Raw genomic sequence first — 20,666 nt, forward strand, 5'->3', positions numbered from 1 at the left:
GACAGGAGCGATCGTGGCCGAAGTGGCACCTGTGACGACGGAGGCGGGCACGGACGGGCCCTTCACCGTGCCGATCACCGTCCGCGGCTACGAGACCGACAGTCAGGGACACCTCAACCAGAGCGTCTACCTCCAGTACGCCGAGCACGCCCGCTGGTCCGCCCTCCAGGCCGCCGGCGTCCCGCAGAGCACGTTGGTCGCCCGCGGCATCGGCCCGGTGACCCTGGAGACCACCATCCGCTACCGCAGGGAACTGCGCGCCGGCGACGAGGTCGAGGTCTCCTGCGCGTTCGTCTGGCGCGGCGGCAGGACCAGTGGCAAGACCTTCGTGATCGAGCAGCGCGTGCGCAGGGCAGACGGCACCCTCTCCGCCGAGATCAGCGCCGTCTGCGGACTCCTGGACCTCACCGAGCGCCACCTCGTCGCCGACCCGCGGGCGGCCCTGCGCGAACTGGCCACGAACCCCGGGGTGCTGGGGCTGGCGGAGGAGTAGGGGCGGCTCCGGGAAGGCCCTTGGGGGAGGGGCGAACGGATCCCGTAGGGGATGCACGGGCCCCCTCGGGGCCGTCAACGGCCGGGCGTGGGTGGGGTATTCCCGGCACGGCACACACGATGGCCACCGCACGATGGCCCGCCACACAGCGGCGCGGCAGAGGCCCGGGCCGCCCCTCACCCCCGCTGCTCCACCACCCGCACTTCCGTGCCCGCCGCGCGAACCGCCCGGATCCGGTCCGCCGGCAGGCCGTCGTCGGTGATCAGCAGGTCGAAGTCGGTCAGCGGCGCCAGCGCGTACAGGCCGTCCTTGCGGAACTTGGTGTGGTCGGCGACCAGCACCCGGCGCGCCGCGCTCTCCATCATCGCCCGCTTGACCAGCACCGTCTCCGGCGAGGTGTGATAGCAACGGCCCTTGGCGACGGCCGTCGTCGACAGGAACAGCACATCGGCCCGGTACGCCCGGACCGCGTCCGCGGTGTGCAGCCCCATGAACGCGTCGTACGCCGGGAAGTACGCCCCGCCCAGCGTGATCAGCGAGATCCCCGGCTCCTTGGCCAGTGTGGTGATCGCCGGCAGCGAGTTGGTCAGCACGGTCAACGGCGCGTGCTCGGGCATCTGGTGCGCCAGCATCAGACACGTCGTGCTGTCGTCCAGCATCACCGTCTGCCCCGGCACCAACAGCTCCGCGGCGGCCCGCGCCAACTGCTGCTTGGTCGCCGCCATGGTCGCCATCCGCTCCGCGACCGTCCCGTGGAACTGCGCCGACGGCAGCCCCGTCGCCCCGCCCCGCACCTTCCGCAGCCACCCCTGCGCCTGGAGCGCGTCCAGATCCCGATGGGCGGTCATCAGGCTGATCCCGAACTCGGCGGCCAGCTCCGAGGTCCGCACGAACCCCCGCGAGATCACCGACTCCCGGATGCGGCGCCGCCGTTCCTCCTGGGCCTCGATCCGGTCCATCGCCCCGTTCCCTCCGGTTCGCACCGCGGTCACCCGAGTGAAGGCGCCGCGTGATGTTCGCACGAATGTAACGCGGCACGACGGGTCCGCGTGCCCGCCGAGGGCGGTTCCGCACCGATGCATCACGGCAGGTCGCCCCGGCAATGGGAAGATTCCGGCCACCCTTGACGCCCCTTTTACGCGGACGGTTGCATCACCGCGTCGTCCACCGGCCGCGCGCCCCACCGCACCCTCCGCCGGCCCGGACCCACTCGCACCCGTCCCGCCGCAGAAGAAGGGGAGCTTCGATGACGAACCCTCCGCTGCCCGCGCCCCGCGCGCTCCTGACCCGCCTCGGTATCCCCCCGACCCTCGCCTGGGGCTACCTCGGCCTGCTCCTCTTCATGATCGGCGACGGCGTCGAGTCCGGGTACCTCTCCCCGTACCTCATCGACCGCGGCGTCCCCGAACCCCGCGTCGCGCTCCTCTTCACCGTCTACGGCATCGCCGCCGCCCTCGCCGCCTGGCTCTCCGGCGTCCTCGCCGACCTGTGGGGACCGCGCCGCGTGATGTGGACCGGCCTGGCCATCTGGGCCGCCTTCCAACTCCTCTTCCTCACCGCCGCCCTGCCGCTCGACAGCTACCCGCTGATGCTCCTCGGCTACGGCCTGCGCGGCCTGGGCTACCCGCTCTTCGCCTACGGCTTCCTCGTCTGGATCGCCGGCGTCGCACCCCGCGCCCGCCTCGGCACCGCCATGGGCTGGTTCTGGTTCGCCTTCACCGGTGGCCTGCCCACCCTCGGCTCCCTCGTCGCCAGCGCCCTGATCCCGCACATCGGCGCCTACGCCACCCTCTGGTCCGCCCTGGCACTGGTGGCCGCCGGCGGACTGCTCGCCCTCCTGCTGGTCCGCGACGAACAGGGCTCCCCGCGGCCGCGCGGCGCGGGCGAGGGCCCGCTGGCCACCCTCGTCGGCAGCGTCACCGTCCTGTGGCGCAACCCCCGGGTCGGCGCCGGCGCACTCGTCCGGGTCGTCAACACCGCCTCCCAGTTCGGCTTCTTCGTCATCCTGCCGGTGTACTTCACCAAGACCGTGGGGTTCTCCCTCACCCAGTGGCTGCACCTGCTCAGCGCGATGTTCGCCACCAACATCGTCGCCAACCTCGCGTTCGGCGCGCTCGGCGACCGCATCGGCTGGCGTCGCACCATCGCCTGGTGCGGCGGCGCCGGCTGCACCCTGAGCACCCTGCTGCTGTTCCACGTCCCCACCGCCGCCGGCCCGAACTTCCCGCTCGCCCTCCTGGTCGCCGCGTTCTACGGCGCTACTCTGGCGGGATACGTACCGATATCAGCGTTGATGCCCTCCCTGGAACCGCGGCACAAGGGACAGGCACTGGCGGCCCTCAACCTCGGCGCCGGCGCCAGCACCTTCGTCGGACCCGCCGTCGTCGCCGCCTTCGTCGGGCCGCTCGGCGTCGAAGGGGTGGTCTGGATCTTCGCGGGGATGTACGCGGTGAGCTGCGTCCTCACCCTCTTCCTGAAACTGCCGGACGAGCCGGAACCGGCGGCGGCCGACCAGGACGCCGCCGCACCGCACACCCACCCGGCCTCGGCGTGAAAGGACCCCGCTGATGTCCGTACTCACCATCGACGCCGGCACCACCGTCATCAAGTCCGTCGTCTTCGACGACCAGGGCAACGAGATCGCCGTCTCCCGCGTCGCCACCCACGTCACCCGCCCCCACCCCGGCTGGGCCGAACAGGACATGGACGCCGTCTGGCAGGCCGTCGTCCGCACCGTCCGCGAGGTCCTCACCGACCTCAACGACCCCGTCTGGCTGGTCTCGTTCACCGCCCAGGGCGACGGCGCCTGGCTGGTCGACGACCACGGCCGCCCCACCGGCCCCGCCATCCTCTGGTCCGACGGCCGCGCCGGCGACCTGCTCACCACCTGGCAGCGCGACGGCCTCCTCGAAGCCGCGTTCCGCCGCAACGGCTCACTGACCTGCGCCGGCATGCCCAACGCCCTCTTCGCCTGGCTCGCCGCCCACGACCCCGACCGGCTCGCCCGCTCCGCCACCTCCCTCACCGCCGCCGGCTGGCTCTTCCTCCGCCTCACCGGCCTCCGCGCCACCGACGAATCCGACGCCTCCGCGCCCTTCCTCGACCACACCACCGGCCAGTACGACCCCGCCATCCTCGAACTCTTCGGCCTCACCGCACACGCCCGACTGCTGCCCACCGTCCTCGCCGAGGACCAGCGCATCGCCGAACTCACCACCGACGCCGCCGCCCAACTCGGCCTGCCCGCCGGCCTCCCCGTCGTCATGGCCCCCTACGACATCGCCGCCACCGCCCGCGGCGTCGGCGTCGTCAACCCCGGCCAGGCATGCAGCATCCTCGGCACCACCCTGTGCACCGAGATCGTCCGCACCGGCATCGACACCAGCGGCGAACCCTCCGGCGTCCACATCGCCTACCGCGGCCGCGAACGCGTCCTGCGCGCCTTCCCCACCCTCAACGGCGCCGAGGTCCTCGGCTGGGCCGCCCGCCTCCTGCACCTCCCCGGCCCGCCCGAACTCGCCCGGCTCGCCTTCGAGTCCGAACCCGGCGCCCGCGGCCTGATGTTCCTGCCCTACCTCTCACCCGCCGGCGAACGCGCCCCCTTCCTCGACCCCGGCGCCCGCGGCTCCTTCTGGGGCCTCTCCCTCGAACACACCCCCGCCGACCTCGCCCGCGCCGTCTTCGACGGCCTCTCCCTCGTCCTGCGCGACTGCCTGACCGCCGCCCGCACCGACGTCACCGAACTACGGCTGTGCGGCGGCGGCGCCAACAGCGACGCCTGGTGCGCCCTCATCGCCGACGCCACCGGCGTGCCCACCGCCCGCTCCGGCGACACCGAGATCGGCGCCAAGGGCGCCTTCCTCACCGGCCTGGTCCGCACCGGCGCCGCCAGCAGCATGCACCGCGCCGCTGACACCTACGTCCGCATGCAGCGCACCTGGCAACCCGACCCCGAACGCGCCACCTTCTACGCCGCCCTGCACGACGACTTCCTCGCCTGGCGCGGCCTGGCCCGCACCGCCGGCTGGCAGGGCGCCGCCACCCGCCGCCCGCGCCCCGCCGCCCACCGCACCGACCGCCCCCACCACCCCGCCGAGACCCCCGCCCCAGGAGGCATCCGTGTCTGACCCGCACGCCCCCGGCCCCACCGGCCCAGGCCCCGCCCCCGACGACATCTGGCTCGGCCTCGACCTCGGCACCCAGAGCGCCCGCTGCCTCGCCGTCGACGGCACCGGCACCCTGCTGGCCACCGCCGCCCGCCCGCTCACCAGCAAGCGCACCGGCAACCGCCACGAACAGGACCCCGCCGAGTGGTGGACCGCCCTCGCCGACGCCTGCCGCGAGGCCCTCACCGGCCTCGACACCAGCCGCATCCGGGGCCTGGCGATCGACGGTACCTCCGGCACCCTCCTCCTCACCGACCCCCACGGCACCCCCCTCACCCCCGGCCTGATGTACGACGACGGCCGCGCCACCGACCAGACCGACGCCGTCAACGCCGCCGGCGCCGCCGTCTGGCAGGAACTCGGCTACCGCACCATGCCGCCCTCCTGGGCCCTGCCCAAACTCCGCTGGCTCCTCGAACACGACCCCACCCTGCGCACCGGCACCCGCCTCCTCCACCAAGTCGACCTCGTCACCTGGAAACTGGCCGGCCGTCAACTCCCCAGCGACGCCAGCCACGCCCTCAAGACCGGCTACCACCTCATCGCCGAACGCTGGCCCCACGACGTCACCGACCCCCTCGGCATCCCCGCCGAGCTGCTGCCCGACGTCGTCCGCCCCGGCACCGTCCTCGGCACCGTCCACGCCGACGCAGCCCACACCACCGGCATCCCCGCCGGTACCACCATCGTCGCCGGCATGACCGACGGCTGCGCCGCCCAGATCGGCGCTGGCGCCCTCACCCCCGGCGCCTGGAACTCCGTCCTCGGCACCACCCTCGTCCTCAAAGGCAGCAGTGACCACCTCGTCCGCGACCCCGCCGGCGTCGTCTACTGCCACCGCGGCCCCGCCAACACCTGGCTCCCCGGCGGCGCCTCCGGCAGCGGCGCCGGCGTCATCTCCCAGTACTTCCACGGCGAGAACCTCGACGTCCTCACCGACCAGGCCGCCGCCCTCGACCCCGACGCCGTCGCCTACCCCCTGGTCTCCACCGGCGGCGAACGCTTCCCCTTCCACGCCCCCGAAGCCGAACCCTTCCTCCTCGGCGACATCCCCAACCGCGCCACCGAGTTCCACGCCTACCTCCTCGGCGTCGCCTGCCTCGAACGCCTCTGCTTCGACTACCTCGACCACCTCGGCGCCCCCACCGACGGCCCCCTCACCTTCACCGGCGGCGGCGCCCGCAACGCCTACTGGTGCCGCCTGCGCGCCGAAGTCCTCGGCCGCACCGTCCACGTCCCCGAACACGCCGAAGGCGCACTCGGCATGGCCGTCCTCGCCGCCACCTCCTCCGGCGCCACCCTCGCCGAGGCCGCCGCCGCCATGGTCCGCCCCGGCACCGAGATCCGCCCCGCCCCCGACCGCACCACCCGCCACCTGCCCACCTACCGCCGCTTCGTCGCCGAACTCACCCACCGAGGCTGGCTCGACCCCGCCGTCGCCGACCACGCCCTCAGGAAGGCCACCCCGTGACCGACTTCCTCCTCGTCCGCCACGGCGAAACCATCTGGCACGCCGAGAACCGCTACGCCGGCCGCACCGACGTCCCGCTCACCGACCTCGGCCGCGAACAGGCCCGCACCCTCGCCCACTGGGCCACCACCGCCCACCTCACCGCCATCTGGAGCTCCCCCCTCGCCCGCGCCCGCCTCACCGCCGCCCCCACCGCCGACGCCTGCGACCTCCCCCTCCACGTCGACGAACGGCTCTACGAACTCGACTTCGGCCAGGGCGAGGGACTCACCCGCGACGAGATGCGCGGGCGCTTCCCCCACCACCTGGCCGCCTTCCTCACCGACCCCGCCGACCACCACCTCCCCGGCGGCGAACATCCCCGCCACGCCGCCGAACGCGCCGCCGCCTGCCTCGCCGACATCGCCCGCGACCAACCCCACGGCCGCATTCTGATCGTCGCCCACTCCACCCTCCTCCGGCTCCTCCTCTGCCACCTGCTGGGCATCCCGCTCGCCGCCTACCGCCGCACCTTCCCCCAACTCCACAACGGCGCCCTCACCGAGATCCGCATCGAGGACGAACACACCGCCCTGCTCCGCCTCAACGCCCCCGCCCACACCGCGGCCCCCGCCCTGCCCTGACCACCACCACACCCCCGGCCTCCCCAACAACCCCACCGAACGCAGGAGAAGAACCCCGCATGACCACCACCGTCCTCGCCGCCGGCAACCACTTCATCCGCCCCGGCCTGTTCAGCGCCGCCGTCCGCAAGGCGGCCGGGGACACCCCCCTCGCGATACGCGAACTCCAATTCGGCTGGCCACACACCCCGTTCGGACCCGTCGCCGAGGTCATCGAGGCGTCCGGCACCGAGGACGAGATGATCGAGGCCCTCCAGGGCGTCGAGATCTGCGTCACCGAACACGGCCCCCTCACCGCCCGCATCCTCGCCAACTGCCCCGACCTCAAGCTCTTCTGCACCAGCCGCGGCGGCCCCGTCAACGCCAACCTCGAAGCCGCCACCCGCCACGGCGTCGCCGTCTGCAACGCCCCCGGCCGCAACGCCACCGCCACCGCCGAACACACCCTCACCCTGCTGCTGGCCGCCGCCCGCGGCGTCGGCGACACCCACACCGACCTCCGCCGCGGCGTCTGGCGCGGCGACTACTACGACTACGACAACTGCGGCATCGAGATCGACGGCACCACCATCGGCCTGATCGGCTTCGGCGCCATCGGCAGCCGCGTCGCCAAGGTCCTGCACGCCATGGGCGCCCACGTCCTCGTCCACGACCCCTACGTCCGCCCCGAGGCCCTCGCCGGCCTCGCCGAACAGGTCACCCTCGACGAACTCCTCACCCGCTCCCGCATCGTCTCCCTGCACGCCCGGGTCACCCCCGAGACCACCGGCATGATCGGCCGCGCCCAGATCGCCGCGATGCCCCACGGCTCGGTCCTCGTCAACTGCGCCCGCGGCGCCCTCCTCGACTACGACGCGGTCTGCGACGCCCTCGCCTCCGGCCAACTCGCCGGCGCCGGCTTCGACGTCTTCCCCGAAGAACCCGTCCCCGCCGACTCCCGCCTGCTCACCGCCCCCGGCGTCGTCCTCACCCCGCACATCGCCGGCGGCAGCCAACAAGTCGCCCACAAGGCCGCCGACATCGCCGCCGCCGAGGTCGGCCGCTACCTCCGCGGCGAACCCCTCCGCCACCAGGCCAACGCCTGACACCCACCCAAACGAAAGCGCCGGACGGGCTGGAGGAAATCCCAGCCCGTCCGGCGCTTTCGGCCCTGCCGCGACTAGCGCTTACGCACCAACGGGAACGGCAGCGTCTCCCGGATCGACAGACCCGTCAGGAACATCACCAGCCGGTCCACGCCGATGCCCAGACCACCGGTCGGCGGCATCGCGTACTCCAGCGCCTGGAGGAAGTCCTCGTCCAGCTCCATCGCCTCCGGGTCACCGCCGGCCGCCAACAGTGACTGCGCCGTCAACCGGCGCCGCTGCTCGACCGGATCGGTCAACTCCGAGTACGCGGTGCCCAACTCGGTACCGAACGCCACCAGGTCCCAACGCTCCGCCAACCGCGGATCCACCCGGTGCTGACGCGTCAACGGCGAGACGTCCGTGGGGAAGTCCTTGTAGAACGTCGGCAGCGTGGTCTTCTCCTCCACCAGCCGCTCGTACATCTCCAACACCACGTCGCCCCGACCCATCTCCGGGGTCACCGGCACCGAAGCGCCCAGACACAGCCGCCGCAGCACATCCGGCTCGGTATCGGCCGTCACCTCTTCCCCGAGCGCCTCGGAGATCGCGCCGTACACCGTCTTCACCGGCCAGACACCCGAGATGTCGTGCTCGACCAGCCGCCCGTTCTTGTCCGCCTTACGAGCGGTGGCGCTCCCGAACGCGGCGACCGCCGCGCCCTGGATCAACTCCCGGGTCAGATTGAGCATCACGTCGTAGTCGGCGAACGCCTGGTACGCCTCCAACATCGTGAACTCGGGGTTGTGCTTGTACGAGATGCCCTCGTTCCGGAACGTCCGCCCCATCTCGAAGACCTTCTCCATACCGCCCACACAGAGCCGCTTCAGATACAGCTCCGGCGCGATCCGCAGATACAGGTCCAGGTCGTAGGCGTTGATGTGGGTGTGGAACGGCCGGGCGTTGGCACCACCGTGGATCTGCTGGAGCATCGGCGTCTCGACCTCCAGGTAACCCCGGTCGATCAGCCCCTGCCGCAGCGCCTGCACCGCCGTGCTGCGCGCCCGCACGGTCTCCCGCGCATCCGACGACACCACCAGGTCCACATACCGCTGACGGACCCGCGCCTCCGGGTCGGACAGCCCCCGCCGCTTGTCCGGCAGCGGACGCAGACACTTCGCCGTCAGCCGCCACCCGGTGACGAACACCGTCAACTCGCCGCGGTCACTGGCCCCGACCTCGCCCTCGGCCTCCACATGGTCACCGAGGTCCACATCCGTACCGAAACGGTCCAGCAACTCACCGGCGTCCCGCGTCAGCGCGATCTGCAGATCGCCCGACCAGTCCCGCAACTCCGCGAACAGCACCCCGCCGTGATCCCGGACCAGCAACACCCGCCCGGCCACCGTCACGGTCTTGCCGGTGCGCTCACCGGCCGCCAGCCCCCGGTGCTCCTCGCGCACCTGACCCAGCGTGTGCGTCCGCTGCACGCCCACCGGATACGGGTCGACGCCCGTCTCCCGCAGCCGCTCCAACTTCTGGTGCCGCACCCGCACCTGCTCCGGCAGCGCCGCCAACTCCTGCGCGCGCCGCTCCTCTTCGGTGGCCGGCTCGGCCGCCACCAGACCCAGCTCGTCGAGCGACGGCAGACCCGCCGTGCTCGCCGGGGCCAACACCCGCTTCTTGTGCCCCTTGCCCCACAGCTTGCCCAGGCTCGGCACCGCCACGAAGCCCTCGGCGATACCCGAGGCCATACCGATCCGCGCCAGCGCACCGGCATCCGCGTAGCACAGGAACCGCGGGTACCACTCCGGGTGGTACTTCGAGTTCGAGCGGTACAGCGCCTCCAACTGCCACCAACGGGAGAAGAACAGCAGCAGCCGCCGCCAGACCTTCAACACCGGCCCGGCACCGATCCGGGAACCCTCCTCGAAGGCGGACCGGAACACCGCGAAGTTCAGCGAGATCCGGCGCACTCCCAGCGCCCCGGCCTGCGCGCACACCTGCGCGACCATGTACTCCATCACGCCGTTCGGCGCACTGCGGTCGCGCCGCATCAGATCCAGCGAGATGCCGTCCTTGCCCCACGGCACGAACGACAACAGCGCGATCATCCTGCCGTCGCTGTCGAACGCCTCCGCCAGCAGACAGTCGCCGTCCTGCCCGTCCCCGAGCCGGTCCAGCGCCATCGAGAAGCCACGCTCGGTCTCGGTGTCCCGCCACGCGTCCGCCCGCTGGATGACCTCCTGCATCTCCGCGTCGGTCAGCTCCGCGTGACGCCGCACCCGGAACGTCGCACCGGTCCGCTGGACGCGATTGACGGCCTGGCGGGTGACCCGCATGTCCCGGCCGTCCAGATCGAAGTTCGCCACGTGCAGGATCGCCTCGTCACCGAGCTGCAACGCACCCAGCCCGGCGCGCGCGAACGCCTTCGCGCCGTCCTCGCTCGCTCCCATGACCGCCGGCTGCCAGCCGTACCGACCGGCGACTTCCAGCCACGCGTCAATGGCCGGACCCCACGCCTCCCGGTCACCGACCGGGTCGCCACTGGCCAGGCAGACACCGGCCTCGACCCGGTACGTGACCGCGGCCTTGCCGCTGGGGGAGAAGACCACGGCCTTGTCGCGACGCGTGGCGAAGTAGCCGAGCGAGTCCTGGCTGCCGTACTTCGCCAGCAGCGCCCGGATCCGGTCCTCCTCGTCACCGTGCAGTGCGGCTTCCATCCGCTGCGAACGGAACAGTGCGGCGGCGGCGTTGAGCAGCGCCAGCGCGCCCAGCAGACCGAGCAGGGTGCCGATCCAGTGCGGCGGGTGCCCCTCGACGATCCGGCCGCCGACCAGCCCACCGCAGACGCGGTTGGCCGCCCACAGCAGCCGGTTGCCGCCGCCGTGCTCCAACGAACCGGGCGCCAGCGACACCAGGCCCCAGCCGATCAGCACCGCGGTCACCAGACCGCCGACGAGCACCAACGCGGCCCGCAGGAACGCCCCGCGCCGGGTGATCGCGTAGAACTCCCGGTGCGACACCACCAACAGCACCAGCGCGCCGGTGCACAGCACCAGGGAGAAGCCGAACTCCCAGAACCCGGCGGCCAGGAACAGCGCGTCGGCGAGGACGTTCAACACCATGTACGCGGCCACGAACCACAGGGCCACCCGTTTCCGGGCGGTCATCGCCGCGGCCAGGAGGAAGAGGAACGCGGCGTAGGCGAAGTTCGGCGCCACCGGGATGGTGAGCGTGTCCAGCCAGTAGATCACTGAGTGGAGAGCGCGCCGAAGGGGCCCGATCAGCGCTGTCAGGGCACAGAAGAGCCCCAGCAAGCTGAAGATGATGGCAAAGCCATTGGGGACGCGGCGCCGGAAGCGTCGCCACCCCGTGAGTTGATCCTGGTCCTGCACGGTGCTCATTCCGTCACATTAGGCTCTGAAAGGGGTCGGCAGTCCAACACGAGGCGCGAGCTCCCCGCCTCCGTTCCACTGCCGCTGCGACCGGCCGACCCGCCGGCCCCGCCCCCTGCGTTGTCTGTCCCTCGCGAGGAGGGTCGGGTGACCGCCACGGGGTCACCCACCTGGACCTTGCCATAAAGCCGGCGTAAGTCCGAGTCCGGGTGTGATGTACGCGTCAGAATCGAGGTCCGCCCGGACGGCCGGACTCCGACCCACGGTGAACCGCAGCCCGTAGTCCTTGGTGAAGAACCGCCCGCCACCGGAGTCCACGCCGTTCAGCTCGGCCCGCAGGATGACCTTGGTGCCCGGCTTCCACGCCTGCTCCGGACGCCAGACGACCCGGTCCCGACCGCCGCGGGAGGTCTCCCACGTCCACCCACCTTCGGTGCCGCTGTCCGTGGTCACCTCCAGCCGCCGCTCCACCGCCGCCCGGTTGCGCACCGGGAAGGCGAAGGTCAGCGCGATCGGATCGTCGGCGTCGACCACCTCGCCGTGCGGGCGCGGGCTGAACGTCAACCGGTTCCGCTTGACGACCTTCCCGGTCGTCAACGACTCCTTGGCCTCGCTCGTCCCGCCCTGCGGACTCTTGGTCCGGGCGAGCACGGAGTACTTGGTGTCCGGCGCGGCCTTGGCCCGCGACGTCCACACCGTCCCGCCCTGACTGAAACCGCCGACCAACTGCCGCCCACGCGGATCGGTCACCGTGACCTCGGTCAGCACCCCACCGTGCGCGCTCACCTGCAAACGGTCGCCGGCCTGCACCGTCGGCTGCCCGTCGGCCGATCCCAGCCCCACCCGCACCGGCCGCTCCTGGCTCGCCGAGGCCCGGGCCGCGTCGCACGCCGCGAGCGTGCCGACGCCGAGCACCGGCATCAGCGCGAGGGCGACACACAGCGACCGGGACGGCCTAAACGGCCGGGCGTGGCTCAGGCTCATGGGGCGGGCTTTCCGTCGGGGGGTACGGGAGCGGCGGCAATGTCGGCCGCTAAGACGGTCAATCGCCGCACCACGTTGCGAGGGGTGGGGTGATCCATGCCACTTCTTTACCGGCGGTCGAGAATCCCCTCGAACGTGGCGTTCCGGTGCGGAAGTTGAGCCGGCCCGCGGCCCCCGCCCCGAACGCCGCCGCCGCGCCCCGGCGTCGCCCCACCCCGTAACCCGCAGTGATCACCCGTTAGGAGCACCACGCCTCAAGCCGCACATACCCCGAAATGCGCCAAACTGGCCACCGCTCGCCGCCCGTTCGGGCGCTGGTCGAGGAGGTGTTGTGTCCGTGGCCGTCTCCGTCTCCGTCATCCTCTTGTTGGTGGTCCTGATCGTGATCTTCCTGCGCAGCGGAAAGCTGAAGATCTCGCACGCCATCGTGTGCGGACTGCTCGGCTTCTACCTCGCGGGCAGCAGCCTCGCCCCGGACATCCACCACGGCCTCGCCGGCGCCGCCGAGGTCGTCAGCAGCGTCCGCCCCTAGGTGATCCCCTGACCCACCCCCGACAATCACCCTAAGTAGCAACTTCCGGGAACGAACAACTCTCCGTAATCGTTGCCGAAACAAGGAAGAGGCAAGCGGCGGCCGGCACCGACACCCGGCAGACACTCGCCCGCCTCGCCCCACCCGTCGCGCCTCACCTGCCCTGGAAGCCCCGACCCGTCGCCGGACCGCGTGCCACCGCGTCGGGCTCGCCCTTGACGCTCCGCCCCGCGCCACCCAACGCCCCGGCCGCCGCCCCGCTCGGCTTCTCCGCCAGCGGGGCCGGTGCCTCAGCCGGTGGAGAAGACGCCCACCGCGTTGGCCACCCGGCGCTCCCTGCCGTCGGTGGGGTGGTTGCGGACCTGCTCCTCGTCGTGCTGGTCGCGGGTGACGAAGGTCGAGGAGCCTCCGCCGTCGAGGTCCAGCGCGTCGCGGGCGCCGAGGCGGGCCATCAGGTCGGCCAGTTCGCGCACGGTGAGGCCGGTCTGGTGCAGGCCCTTCTCGCCGTCCAGGGCCATCAGGAGCAGGGTGCGGCCGTGGTGGGCGATGCCGGCGGAGGTGCGCATCGTCACCGCGGCGGTGTCCAGGCCGCCCGCCGGGTGGCCGTTGCGGAGGACCGGGAAGCCGCCGACGGCGCAGCGGAGGCGGCCCGGCAGGCGGGAGGCGAGCCGGTGGGCGAGGCGCACCCGTTGGCCGACGTGGAGCGTGCGCAGTCGGCGGGCGCCGGCCTCGCGCCCGAGCAGGATCACGGATCCCGGTTCGATCACGCCGGCGCCGGGGCGTTCGGCGGTCTCCACCACGCGGCCGTTGCGGATCGTCGCCTCGGCGGCGTCGGTGTCGCAGCCGGCGGCCCGGTCGGTGTCGGTGCCGCACACGGCCCGCTCCCGGGACACCTGGCCCCACTCGGCGGTGTACGCGCCGATGGCGCCCTCCGGGAGCGCGTACTGGTTCAGGCCGCGCAGTGGCCAGGAGCCGTGGGGGGTGCGGATCGTGCCGTGCAGTGCCAGTCGGTCCAGGCGCGCGCGGTGGTCGTAGCCGACGCCGAGCACGTCCTCGGTGGTGGCGCCCGGTGGGAGGGCGGGGCCGAAGCGTTGGCCGTTGGGGACCGCGGCCTTGAGCTCCCGCCCGGAGGACACCGCGGGGCCGACCGAGGAGCCGGTGGCCTCGACCCCGGGGTGCTGGGCCTCGGAGATGTCGAAGAAGTCGCCGTTGACCGCCCCGACCGCGTCCCGCTCCCCGGCCAGTTCGGACACCCGGGCGCGGGCGGCGACGGCCGCCGGGTGGAGCAGGTCCACGGTGACCGCCGGGGCGGACAGGTCCACGGTCAGCAGGTGTCCGTGGACGAGGCCGCGCGACAGCGGCATGCGGAATTCGGTGTAGGTCACCCCGGGTGCCAGTCGCACCGGGGTGGATCGGGTGAGGCCGCCGTCCGCGGCGTTCGCCCGCGTCGTGCCGGCGGCGGCGCCACCGACCAGGACGCCCCAGGCGACGGCGACCGCCGCCACCGTCCGGGCCTTGCTCAACCGCTGTTTCACATCAGCCCCCTGACGTTGTGTCAACTGTCGCAGGCGGTGGCGGTCGTGCTGTGAGCCGCGGATGGCGGTGGGTCGAACATCCGCGGAACGGTGTAGCGGAGGTGACGGGGAAGCGGGGCGGCGGGTGAGTCGGGCGAGGTGGGCGACGACGTTGTGCCGCCTGGTGTCGCCTGGGGTGGGTGGGAGGGGTGTGGTGTGTGGGGCGGCCCGGTGGGGGTGGGCGGGTCCGGACCTGGTTGCCCCGTGGGGTGTCGGGTGGTCGCGTCAGGTGCCCAGGAGGTTTTCCCAGAAGGTCGCGCCGTTGACCAGCTCCATGTAGTGGGCCCAGTCCCAGTACTGGCCGGGGTCGGTGTGGTCGGTTCCGGGGACCTCGACGTGGCCGATGATGTGCTCGCGGTCCTTGGGGATGCCGTAGCGCTCGCAGATGGCGGCGGTGAGCATCGCGGAGTGGGCGTAGAGCGACTCGGTGAACCACTTCGGGTCGTCGATCCAGCCCTCGTGCTCGATGCCGATGCTGCGGGTGTTGTAGCTCCAGTTGCCGGCGTGCCAGGCGACGTCCCGTTCGTGGACGCACTGGGCGGTGAAGCCGTCGGCGGAGCGGACGACGTAGTGGGCGGCGGCCTTGTGCGCGGGGTCCTGGAAGAGCCGCAGGGTGTCCGGGAAGGTCTCCTGGGTCACGTGGATGATGACGGTGTCGATGGCGTACTGCGTCGGGCGGTCGGCGGCGGTGTAGTTGGCGGGGTCGGCCGGGGTCCAGTGGACCGGCGGGTAGTCGGCGGGCCGGGTGGAGCGTTTGCGCGGGGCCGCGGCGGCCGGGGCGAGGGGGGTGAGCGCGGCGGCCGCGGCGAGTGCGGCGGCGCTGGTGAGCAACCGCCGGCGGGCCGGGAGGTGCTGGGCGGGTTCCATGTGAACTCCTGACAAGGACCGAGGGGGTGGTCGCGTACATGTCACGCACATGCCGGTGCGTTCATCATGCGCAACAGTGCGCGTCCTGCCAAGGGAATGGCCGTTGCGTCAATGGCTTGACCAAAGAAGGCCCGCGGCTGGTCAAAAGCGCTCAACGTTCCCTGATCGGCCCAACGCCCCAATGATTCCGGGGTGGTCGCACGCGTGCACCCGGGTGCCGCACCGCACCTTCGGTCCCTTACGGGGCGTCAGTGCGGGGGCGGCACCCGGGTGGTGGCGTCTGCGGTCCGGTCGGCGGGGGCGGTGCCCCGGCCCCGTGGGTCAACGGCCGATCTCGACGTCCTCCAGGATGCCCAGCGCGTCCGGCACCAGCACCGCCGCCGAATGGTAGGCGCTGACCAGGTACTTGATGACGGCCTGGTCGTTGATGCCCATGAAGCGGACCGAGAGGCCCGGGCGGTACTCGTCGGGGATGCCGGTCTGGTGGAGGCCGACGACGCCCTGGTTCTCCTCGCCGACGCGCATCGCGAGGATCGAGCTGGTCTGGTCCGGGTTGATCGGGATCTTGTTGCAGGGCAGCAGCGGGATGCCGCGCCAGGCGCGCACCGGCGTGCCGTCGAAGTCCACCGTCGCCGGGTAGATGCCGCGGGCGTTCCACTCGCGGCCGATGGCGGCGATGGTCCGCGGGTGCGCCAGCAGGAACTGCGTCTTGCGGCGCCGGGAGATCAGCTCGTCCAGGTCGTCGGGGGTGGGCGGGCCGCTGTGGGTGTGGATGCGCTGCTTGAGGTCGGCGTTGTGCAGCAGGCCGAACTCGCGGTTGTTGACCAGCTCGTGCTCCTGGCGCTCGCGCAGCGCCTCCACCGTGAGTCGCAACTGCTGGTCGAGCTGGTTCATCGGGTCGTTGTAGAGGTCGGCGACCCGGGAGTGGATCTTCAGTACGGTCTGCGCGACGCTGAGCGAGTACTCCCGCGGCGCCCGCTCGTAGTCCACGAACGTGCCCGGCAGTTCCGGCTCGCCGCTGTGGCCGGCGGCCAGTTCGATGGCGGCCTCGCCGTGCTTGTTCTGCGCCGGGACCAGGGCCGTGCGGACGCTCTGGATGTGCTCGGTGAGCACCGCGGAACGGCCGAGCACCTCCTCGTAGTCGCCGCGGGAGAGGGTGAGGACGGTGCCGCGGGTGGCGGCGCGCAGGGTGAACTCCCATTCCGCGTCCGGCGCGAGCAGCGCCGCCTCGCCGGCCGCCCCGCCGCCGGCGAGGACGCCGAGCACCCGCTCGTCGCCGTACTTGCCGGTGCCGATGCGCTCGAACTTGCCGTGCGCGATGAGGATGACCTGGTCGGTCGTCGCGCCCCGCTCGGCGAGCACGTCCCCGGGGACGATGTCGCGCTGGACGAAGCGCCCGGCGAGCTCCTGGAGGGTGGGGTCGTCGGTGAGGCCGCGCAGCGGGGGGAGCTCGCGCAACTCCTGGGGGATCACCCGGACTTCGGTGCCCTCGGTGATGAACTCCACCTCGCCGTCGCCGAGGGTGTGGGTCAGCCGCCGGTTGACGCGGTAGGTGCCGCCGGAGACCTGTACCCAGGGCAGGACGCGCAGCAGCCAGCGCGAGGAGATGCCCTGCATCTGCGGCGGGGTCTTGGTGGTGGTCGCCAGGTTGCGGGCGGCCGTGGGGTCCAGGCTGGACCGGAGCTGCTCGGTGCCGTCGGTCTGCGGGCCGGACGTGGGGTCCACGGATGTGGTCATGACGGGAAGTCACCTGTTCCGTTCGGTGCGTAAAACGTCGCTGCGGAGATTTCCGGGAAAGCGCGGAATAGCGGGGGAGTCGGGTGCGGAGGGTGTGCTGCCGGCCCGTTGCGGGCGGCAGTTGTCCCTCCCGTTCGTCCGCTCAGTGCCCGATTTCCACGTCCTGGAGGAGTCCCACCGCGTCGGGTACGAGAATGGCCGCCGAATAGTAGGCGCTGACGAGGTAGTTGGCGATGGCCTTGTCGTCGATGCCCATGAAACGCACCGAAAGGCTCGGTTCGTATTCATCGGGAATTCCGCTGCGGTGCAGTCCCACCACGCCCTGCTTCTCCTCGCCCGTGCGCAGCACCAGCACCGAGCTGGTGCCCTCCTTCGTCACCGGGATCTTGTTGCAGGGGAAGATCGGCACGCCGCGCCAGGACGGCACCGAGTGGCCCATGAAGTCGACCGCGTCCGGGTAGAGGCCGCGGGCGCTGCACTCCCGGCCGATCGCGGCGATCACCTTGGGGTGGGCCAGCAGGAAGCTGGGGTCCTTCCAGACCGTCGCGAGGAGTTCGTCCAGGTCGTCGGGGGTGGGCGGGCCGCTGCGAGGGTGGATGCGCTGCTTGAGGTCGGTGTTGTGGAGCAGCCCGAAGCCGGGGTTGTTGATCATCTCGTGCTCCTGGCGCTCGCGCAGCGCCTGCACGGTGAGCTTGAGTTGCTCCTCGACCTGGTTCATCGGGTCGCTGTAGAGGTCGCCGACGCGGGTGTGGGTGCGCAGGACGGTCTGCGCGACGCTGAGTTCGTACTCCCGCGGGGCCGGTTCGTAGTCGACGAAGGTGCTGGGCAGGGCGGGCTCGCCGTGGTGGCCGGAGGCGAGCGCGACCTCGGACTCGCCGCTGGCGTTGGCCGGTCGGGCGTCGCCGCGCGGGTCCGCCGCGAGGTGGTCGCGCAGGGCCGGGGTGCGCCCGATGACCTCCTGGGCGTCCTGCCGCGCCAGGGTCATCACCGTCACCCGGGTCACCGCCCGGTAGCTGAACTCCCATTGGCCGTCGGCGGCGTTGAGCGGGGCGTCGCCGAGGTGGTCGCCGCCGGCCAGCGCTTCGAGGACGGCCTCGTCGCCGTATTTGCCGGTGCCGATCCGGTCGACGCGGCCGTGCGCGATCAGGACCAGGCGGTCGTGCGGGGTGCCGGCCTGGGCGATCACCTCGCCCGGCGCGTACTCGTGTTGAGTGAACCTTTCGCCAAGCGCGGCGAGCACAGGGGTGTCGGTGAAGTCCTGGAGGACGGGGAGTTCGCGCAGCTCGTCGGGGATGATCGAGACCGAGGTGCCGTTGATGTCGAAGTCGATCCGTCCGTCGCCGACGGTGTACGCCAGCCGCCGGTTGACGCGGTAGGTGCCGCCGGAGACCTGCACCCAGGGCAGCAGCCGCAGCAGCCAGCGGGACGTGATGCCCTGCATCTGCGGCGCGGTCTTGGTGGTCGTCGCCAGATTCCGCGCGGCCGCGGTGGTCAGGCTGGAAATCTGGCTCTCTTCGGCGCTTCCGGGCAGCGTTTCGCCGGCAATCGTCACCATGTCACCTATCTCGTGGAGGCTGCGGCACCGTACACCGGGGAAAGTCAGAAATGTCCGCCGGCAGCTCACCGCCGCCTTGAAGATAGTGGCGCTGTTTTTATCAGCACAATCGCTCGAATGGGTGGCATGGAAAACGCTTTCCCTGGAAAGGGTTTAGCGGTTTTTGGATTTGGGCACGGTGTGCCGGGGTGATTGCCCGGGCGGTCAACTGCCCCACAGGGCAGCCGCGTTGCTCAGCGTGGCGGTCAATCGCCCCCAGGCGGCGGTGTCCTGCTCCCGGGCCGGGTATTCCGGGCCGCGGGCCGTGCCCCAACGACGCGCCACCGCCGCCGGGTCCTCCTCCAGCAGCAGCCCGGCCGCCTGTGCCGCCGCCCCCAGCGCGGCGAGCTCGTCGGCGTCGGGCACCACGACCGGACGGCCGGAGAGCCGGCGCACGGTCTCCCGCCAGGCATCGCCCCGGGCCCCGCCGCCGATCAGCAGCAGCGGCGCGCCGGGCGCGGCGTCCGTCCCCGGCAGCGCGTCCAGCGCCCGCAGCAGCGCGAACACCGCGCCGTCATAGGCGGCTTGGAGCAGCTGGCCGGCGGATGTGTCGTGGCGCAGGCCGTGCAGCAGGCCCGAGGCGTGCGGCAGATTCGGGGTCCGCTCGCCGTCCAGGAAGGGCAGCAACACGGCGTCGCCGCCCGGCTCGACGGCCTCCCGGTCGCGGCCGAGCAGCGCGGCCACCCGGTCCACGGCGAGCGTGCAGTTGAGCGTGCAGGCCAGGGGGAGCCAGTCGCCGCGGGCGTCGGCGAAGCCCGCGACCGTGCCGGTGGGGTCGGCGGGGCGGCGGGTGCTGACCGCGTAGACGGTGCCGGAGGTGCCCAGGCTCAGCACCGGCTGCCCGGGGCGCAGGCCGAGGCCGAGCGCCGCCGCCATGTTGTCGCCCGTTCCGGCGGCCACCAACGCGCCGTGGGGCAAGGGGAGTTCGTCGGTCCGCACGGTGCCGGCGGCCTCTCCGGGGAGCGCCACCCGCGGGAGCATGGCGGGGGTCAGCCCGACTCGTTCCAGTACCTCCGGGTCGTAGGCCCCGGTGGCGGACGACCACCAGCCGGTGCCGGAGGCGTCGCCGCGGTCGGTGACCTGCTGGCCGGTCAGCCGCTGGACGAGGTAGTCGTGCGGTAGCCGAACGGCGGCGGTGGCGGCGGCCGCCGCCGGCTCGTGGGCGCGCAGCCAGGCCCACTTGGCGACCGTGAACGCCGGGCCGGGCACGCTGCCGATCCGCTCCGCCCACGCCGCCGGTCCGCCGCCCTCGGCGATCAACCGCTCGCTCTCGCGGGCCGGTCGGACGTCGTTCCACAGCAGCGCGGGGCGGACCGGCTCGCCGGCCGCGTCCAACGTGACCAGGCCGTGCTGCTGTCCGGCGACGGAGACCGCGGACGCCTGGCGCGCGGTGGGCCCGCACTGCGCCAGTGCCTCGCCCAACGCCCGCCACCACTGCCGGGGATCGCTCTCCTTGCCCGCCGTGCCGTCGACCGTGTGCGGCGCCTGCCCCCGGGCCAGCACCTCGCCGGTGGACGCGTCCACCACCAGCGCCTTGGTGGACTGCGTCGAGCTGTCCACCCCGACGACCAGCGGTCCGACCGACTCTGCGCCCATCGCGTACTCTCCCTCGGCGGCCGGTGGCCCAGGCCCTGACGGCGGGGCCCCGGCCGCTTCGGACCCCGTGCGCTGCCGCATAGTAATGCGCGCGCGGCGGCTCCCGCGGTGCCTGTGGACGACGCGCGCCGGGCCCGCCGGCGGGTGCGGATCGGCTGCCGGACGGCTCGCGGGCGGAGCGGAACTCCGCGGTGTGTCGTCCGTCCTCGTCGCTCCCGTGGGTTGGTGCGCTCCACCGCCAACTGCCGCTCGCCGGCACCGTGGTGACGGGCGGCGAGGCCGGTGGACGGCGGGGCGACCTCGTCGCCAGCGCGGTGCCGATGTGGTGGCGCTGGCCGGCGAGGGGGCGGGCCCGTTCGCCGTTCGGGCCCGGGGTGGCGCGGTGCGTCCCGGGAGAGGTCGGCGAGGGTGCTGCACCCTCCGGGTAGTGAAGTGCGCACGTCAGGACGTTAGGGTCTGTCCGGGCGATCAGGGCCGGGAGTCGTCCGTACCGGGCCGCGGGTCGTCAACGGTGGCCGCAGCACGGACGTTTCGCGCCGGAACGGTCCGGAGCGGTCGCCGGGTCCC

The 20,666-nt window shown here is 72.5% G+C and carries 15 protein-coding genes; 7 read left to right on the forward strand and 8 right to left on the reverse strand.

The annotated features are described in order from the left end of the window. Window positions 1–13 precede the first annotated feature (13 nt). The gene (locus ACIQU6_RS27070; RefSeq protein WP_403484283.1) at window positions 14–493 is read left to right on the forward strand and encodes an acyl-CoA thioesterase; all 480 of its coding nucleotides are present in this window, start codon (window positions 14–16) and stop codon (window positions 491–493) included. Window positions 494–669: 176 nt separating this feature from the next. Here the strand turns inward: ACIQU6_RS27070 and ACIQU6_RS27075 are convergent, their stop codons facing one another. Beyond that, window positions 670–1,452, reverse strand: a complete 783-nt coding sequence (locus ACIQU6_RS27075) for a DeoR/GlpR family DNA-binding transcription regulator (RefSeq protein WP_403484284.1) — start codon at window positions 1,450–1,452, stop codon at window positions 670–672. 287 nt (window positions 1,453–1,739) lie between these two features. On the opposite strand from ACIQU6_RS27075, the gene ACIQU6_RS27080 reads away from it, so the two are divergent. The 5 genes from ACIQU6_RS27080 to ACIQU6_RS27100 are packed head-to-tail and all read left to right on the forward strand — an operon-like array spanning window position 1,740 to window position 7,838. Then, window positions 1,740–3,047 (forward strand): MFS transporter, encoded by a 1,308-nt coding sequence (locus ACIQU6_RS27080; protein ID WP_403484285.1) that lies wholly within the window; start codon window positions 1,740–1,742, stop codon window positions 3,045–3,047. Between the two features lie 13 nt (window positions 3,048–3,060). Further along, window positions 3,061–4,620, forward strand: a complete 1,560-nt coding sequence (locus ACIQU6_RS27085) for an FGGY-family carbohydrate kinase (RefSeq protein WP_403484286.1) — start codon at window positions 3,061–3,063, stop codon at window positions 4,618–4,620. After that, on the forward strand, window positions 4,613–6,130 hold the full coding sequence (locus ACIQU6_RS27090) for an FGGY-family carbohydrate kinase (protein ID WP_403484287.1): 1,518 nt from the start codon (window positions 4,613–4,615) through the stop codon (window positions 6,128–6,130). The genes ACIQU6_RS27085 and ACIQU6_RS27090 overlap by 8 nt, the downstream gene beginning before the upstream one ends. Further along, window positions 6,127–6,753, forward strand: a complete 627-nt coding sequence (locus ACIQU6_RS27095) for a histidine phosphatase family protein (RefSeq protein ID WP_403484288.1) — start codon at window positions 6,127–6,129, stop codon at window positions 6,751–6,753. The genes ACIQU6_RS27090 and ACIQU6_RS27095 overlap by 4 nt, the downstream gene beginning before the upstream one ends. 59 nt (window positions 6,754–6,812) lie before the next feature. Next, complete coding sequence (locus tag ACIQU6_RS27100; RefSeq protein WP_403484289.1) at window positions 6,813–7,838, forward strand: 2-hydroxyacid dehydrogenase; 1,026 nt, start codon at window positions 6,813–6,815, stop codon at window positions 7,836–7,838. A 74-nt stretch (window positions 7,839–7,912) separates the two neighbouring features. Here the strand turns inward: ACIQU6_RS27100 and lysX are convergent, their stop codons facing one another. After that, window positions 7,913–11,224 carry a bifunctional lysylphosphatidylglycerol synthetase/lysine--tRNA ligase LysX gene (gene lysX / locus ACIQU6_RS27105; RefSeq protein WP_403484290.1) on the reverse strand — a complete coding sequence of 1,104 codons (3,312 nt, stop codon included), beginning with the start codon at window positions 11,222–11,224 and terminating at the stop codon, window positions 7,913–7,915. A gap of 153 nt (window positions 11,225–11,377) precedes the next feature. Beyond that, window positions 11,378–12,199 (reverse strand): Ig-like domain-containing protein, encoded by an 822-nt coding sequence (locus tag ACIQU6_RS27110; RefSeq protein ID WP_403484291.1) that lies wholly within the window; start codon window positions 12,197–12,199, stop codon window positions 11,378–11,380. Between the two features lie 337 nt (window positions 12,200–12,536). Here ACIQU6_RS27110 and ACIQU6_RS27115 point away from each other — a divergent pair, with 337 nt between their 5' ends. Continuing rightward, window positions 12,537–12,731 carry a hypothetical protein gene (locus ACIQU6_RS27115; protein WP_383418683.1) on the forward strand — a complete coding sequence of 65 codons (195 nt, stop codon included), beginning with the start codon at window positions 12,537–12,539 and terminating at the stop codon, window positions 12,729–12,731. A gap of 290 nt (window positions 12,732–13,021) precedes the next feature. Here the strand turns inward: ACIQU6_RS27115 and ACIQU6_RS27120 are convergent, their stop codons facing one another. The 5 genes from ACIQU6_RS27120 to xylB form a co-directional block, all read right to left on the reverse strand. Next, window positions 13,022–14,266, reverse strand: a complete 1,245-nt coding sequence (locus ACIQU6_RS27120) for a phosphodiester glycosidase family protein (RefSeq protein ID WP_403484292.1) — start codon at window positions 14,264–14,266, stop codon at window positions 13,022–13,024. A gap of 264 nt (window positions 14,267–14,530) precedes the next feature. Next, entirely contained in the window at window positions 14,531–15,172 is a 642-nt protein-coding gene (locus ACIQU6_RS27125; protein ID WP_403484293.1) for an N-acetylmuramoyl-L-alanine amidase, read from the reverse strand. Window positions 15,173–15,493: 321 nt separating this feature from the next. Then, window positions 15,494–16,909: a family 2B encapsulin nanocompartment shell protein gene (locus tag ACIQU6_RS27130; RefSeq protein ID WP_403484294.1), complete on the reverse strand. Its 1,416-nt coding sequence runs from the start codon at window positions 16,907–16,909 to the stop codon at window positions 15,494–15,496. A 142-nt stretch (window positions 16,910–17,051) separates the two neighbouring features. After that, the gene (locus tag ACIQU6_RS27135) at window positions 17,052–18,464 is read right to left on the reverse strand and encodes a family 2B encapsulin nanocompartment shell protein (RefSeq protein ID WP_403484295.1); all 1,413 of its coding nucleotides are present in this window, start codon (window positions 18,462–18,464) and stop codon (window positions 17,052–17,054) included. Between the two features lie 204 nt (window positions 18,465–18,668). Then, window positions 18,669–20,099, reverse strand: a complete 1,431-nt coding sequence (gene xylB / locus ACIQU6_RS27140) for a xylulokinase (RefSeq protein WP_403484296.1) — start codon at window positions 20,097–20,099, stop codon at window positions 18,669–18,671. Between the last annotated feature and the right edge of the window lie 567 nt (window positions 20,100–20,666).

The sequence above is a fragment of the Streptomyces sp. NPDC090442 genome (assembly GCF_044769405.1).
Classification (GTDB): Bacteria; Actinomycetota; Actinomycetes; order Streptomycetales; family Streptomycetaceae; genus Streptomyces.